Origin of the sequence: Brevibacillus reuszeri (genome assembly GCF_002897295.1) — a bacterium.
Taxonomy (GTDB): domain Bacteria; phylum Bacillota; class Bacilli; order Brevibacillales; family Brevibacillaceae; genus Brevibacillus; species Brevibacillus reuszeri_A.
Genome location: NZ_BEXF01000076.1, coordinates 1 through 2,391, shown reverse-complemented (window position 1 = coordinate 2,391; position 2,391 = coordinate 1). Strand labels below are relative to the sequence as shown.

Annotated in this window: 3 protein-coding genes; all 3 read left to right on the top strand. The window is 36.5% G+C overall.

From position 1 onward, the window contains the following. On the top strand, nucleotides 1-695 hold a 695-nt coding region (locus tag C3B52_RS35335; RefSeq protein WP_103110983.1), incomplete at its 5' end, for an ATP-dependent DNA ligase. A gap of 341 nt (nucleotides 696-1,036) precedes the next feature. Then, nucleotides 1,037-1,696 carry a helix-turn-helix domain-containing protein gene (locus C3B52_RS35330; RefSeq protein ID WP_103110982.1) on the top strand — a complete coding sequence of 220 codons (660 nt, stop codon included), beginning with the start codon at nucleotides 1,037-1,039 and terminating at the stop codon, nucleotides 1,694-1,696. A 25-nt stretch (nucleotides 1,697-1,721) separates the two neighbouring features. Further along, on the top strand, nucleotides 1,722-2,093 hold the full coding sequence (locus C3B52_RS35325; RefSeq protein WP_103110981.1) for a hypothetical protein: 372 nt from the start codon (nucleotides 1,722-1,724) through the stop codon (nucleotides 2,091-2,093). Nucleotides 2,094-2,391 lie beyond the last annotated feature (298 nt).

Below are 2,391 nucleotides of genomic sequence, written 5' to 3'. Positions count from 1 at the left end.
TTACTCAAGCAGCTAAAGAAGCAGCTGGTAGAGGTACTATACTAGACGGGGAATTTGTGGTGAGTGATATCGATACTGGTAAACCAGACTTTGAGGCAACGATGGCCAGATTCTCATCGAATCCTAAGCTTGGAATCGAACGAACACCAGGATTAACCTTTGTCGCTTTTGATATTCTTCAGCATAAAGGTCAGGATCTGACGAGCCTAGATTTGATGACAAGAAAAGAGATTTTAGAGGAGGCCGTCACCGAAAACGAAGTTATAAAAAAGATCAGATATATGGAACATAGCTTTATACCTTTATTTGAGCTTTGTAAACAACAGCAACTGGAGGGCATTGTGATTAAGCGCAGGGATAGTCGGTATTATCCAGGTAAACGTCCTGATGATCTGTGGCAGCGAGTTGTTGTTTATCAAAGAGAACAATGTTTCGTACTCGGTTACTCGAAACGGAAAATAGCTTGGTTGATCGGGGTTGAAAGAAATGGTGAAATTGTGCCTGCAGGGATGATGGAATACGGTATAACCGCGGCCAAACGTAAAGAAGTATTTCCCGTTTTATTAAAAACAACAATTAAGGAAACAAAAGATTTTGCCTATGTAGATCCAAAAATAAAGGTAGATGTTCGTTTTCGCAATTGGACAAAACAGAATAAAATGAGACTCGCAGTACTAGAGCAAGTGTACCTGTAAGGAATTGAATTTATTATCGTAACTGTTAATCTGATGTCCCAATGCGGTTACTTTCTCTTTGTATTTTGATCAGTCCGGTCGGACTTTGTATCTACAATTGATTCATAGAAAACCAAGAAGCCACCTTCTTAACATAGGGTGGCTTTTTCTTTTGAGAACGATATCTAATTGTATTTTCAAAAGATCGAAAATCTAGTGTTAGTTATCATATTTGGTGGGAAAAACTACCTGTTTGTGATATTATATATTCACGATATCGTGATTTTATCCGGTAACAAAGTGTGTAAGCCGGGAATTTTAATGGTTCCATCTTTTGAGATGGCCTACGATGAGGGGGATCCATGAAACATTATTTTCAGATTACTTTAAAAAACGGACAGAGATTATGGCCAGCTATTATAGCTGCACATCAAGATTCAAACGAAACTGTGAATAACATCGATGAAATAAGAGAAATATTGTTTGGTAAGGGTTCCAACCTATATGTCTGTTGGTACAGAGAAAATGATAACGGGGAATTGGTCTTATGGGGGGCTGGAATCCTTTCTAAAGATGATATTCATTTGATCCAAGGTCCGATTTCTTATCGTTCTTCACAGGAATTATCAATCTATGAGGTTCTGACATTATCAGATGCAGCTGCTATTTGGGGTCAAAGCGATGGGTCAACGATCCGGAAAGCCATTTCAGATGAAAGCTTTACAAGATGGGAATGTAGAAAGTCTGAATCAGGCGTGTATTCCGTTACTTACCCAGGGATGCAGCGAGTATTTGGTGCAGTTCCACGTAGCATGATTCAAGTGATACCGTTTCTAGATACAAATGAAGAAGTGAAAGAGATCCTTAAAAGTGCAAAGAGATTAAGGAAGTCCGGTGTTTCTCTCACTCAAACGAATAATGGGCAGCAGAAACATGAATCTAACGCTGATGCCATAATAAAAATAATGACAGATATGGTAAATATAGCTCGTGATGATTGGAAGAATCCAAGCAAAAATTAATATAAGAGGAGGTAGGTTGTAAAGTATGAGTTATGACGAATTGAAATTCGAAGAAATAGATTCCATGACTAAAGAAGACGCAGTAATTGCGAGCAAAAAATTCTTTAAGGGAAACAAGAAATTCTTAGATTATGCAATTATGTTGATCTATTCCACTCATGGATTTATAAAAGTATCTTCTATGACACGTAATATAGATACTTTTAATTGGGAGAAACTTTTATCAATCTCAATAGACACTGAAAAAGGATTTAAGCAATTTTATTACCGTAAAGGAAATAAAAAGTACAGAAAAACTGACAATAGACCTGACGGCAACGAGACACATGAGATAGAGGGGTATAGACTTATCATCTATGATAGTAATAATCATAATGCTGAAGAATTTGAATTTTAGTCAATGAAAAAGAGAAAGTATTTTATGAACGATTTATCACGGCCTATTCTGATGACGACTATAGACCGTTGATCATAGCAAAAAAACAACGAGACCACTTTCCTAGTAAGGTGGTTTTTTTGTTTTGAGAACGTCTCCCCAGTCCTCCTCAATATAAAAACTTTCACATTAAAGTTGTAAAAAACGTTGTTATTAGACGTGTTTTAGTGGTGATAATTACCTAAATGTGGTATGATATATTCACGACATCGTGATTAACTTCAAGGGTAAAACAAGATCTAGACTTTGTTTTTTAATA